Genomic DNA, 1,208 nt, shown 5'->3' with positions numbered 1-1,208 from the left:
GACCTTCTCGGCCGCACCCTGCCCGTCGATCAGGCGACGGAGCGATGCCGGCCATGTTTTCGCCGCTTCGTCGGCAGCGCCCGGAAGACCGTTGAGTAGCGAGAACCACAATGCCGACGCGCAGGTTTCGTCGTCGCAGCCGAGCAGACGAAGCAGTTCGATAACCGTTTCCGCTTCGGCGCGCGCCGCCACGGGCAGCAAGACGCAGGCCTCACGCGCACGCTGGGTCAGCGGCATCGCCGTTGCCTTGGCGTCGGGGGAACGCAGCTCGCTCATCGTCGCGTCGTCCTTCCGGGTGGTCATCGTTGCGTGGCCTGGGCCACTTCCAACGCGCGCGCAAGACGTTTGGCCGACACCGGTTCGGCGGTCTTCAGCTCCTGCGCGAACAGCGACACACGCCACTCCTCGAGCAACCAGCGCAGTTCGCTCCAGACCACCGCATCCAGGGCGGTACCCCCCGCATTGAGCAATGCGCGCCAGTAAGGCAGCACCTGCAGCATACGCGACTGGTCGCGCGCGGGGTCCTGCCGAAGGCGCTCGGCGCGCAAACGCATGGACTTGAGATACCGCGGCAGGTGGGTCAGGCGCGAAATTGGCAATTCACGCAGGAAACCGGGCTGAAGCAGGGCCACGAGCTGTTCGCGCAGGTCGTCGTAACTGGCCTTCGCGAAACCCATCAGGGGCGGTTCCATCCACGGCTTCAGCTCGGCCTGGGCTTCGATGATCGGCTCGGCCACCTTCTGCCGGGCCATGGCGGCGCCGAACAGTTCCCTGCCGAGCTGCACATGCAACGCTTCGAATTCACCCTGCGTGCGGGCGTCGAGACGGCGTCCGGCGAGCAGATCGCTGAAACCGCCTTCGACCAGATCCTCACGCAGGCCTTCCACACTGCCCATCGGCGCGTACTTGAGCGACAAGGGATTGGCGATCGGCAGCTGGCGTCGCGCACGCTTGAACTCGGGTGCCAGCGCCTGGCGTAGCAACCGCTCGACGCCGCCCACGTGCGCTTCGGCGGCCTCGTCGGCGCGCTCGAAGACGCGCAGGGCCACCGCCTCGCCCAAGTCGACAAGGGCGGGATACGCGGTCAGTCCGCCTTCGGAACGGACTTCCTTCGGGATCGATTCGAAATCCCAGGCAACGATGTCCTCGCGCGTGAGCTCGACATCCGTCTTGCGCGAGAACGCTTCACGCGCCTTGCCTTCCCAGCG

General features: G+C 66.6%; 1 protein-coding gene and 1 pseudogene. Both read right to left on the bottom strand.

Annotation, left to right across the window (positions count from 1 at the left end; translation table 11 throughout):
- A pseudogene (locus AC1DSN_RS22915) lies at window positions 1–303 on the bottom strand (hypothetical protein); the annotation flags it as partial.
- A partial coding sequence (locus AC1DSN_RS22910) for a DUF3418 domain-containing protein (RefSeq protein ID WP_477333169.1) occupies window positions 300–1,208 on the bottom strand: 909 nt, incomplete at its 5' end. The pseudogene AC1DSN_RS22915 and the gene AC1DSN_RS22910, both read right to left, overlap by 4 nt.

It is taken from the genome of Luteibacter sp. P4_D7_3 (assembly GCF_056401735.1).
This window is presented reverse-complemented; position numbering and strand designations above follow the sequence as displayed.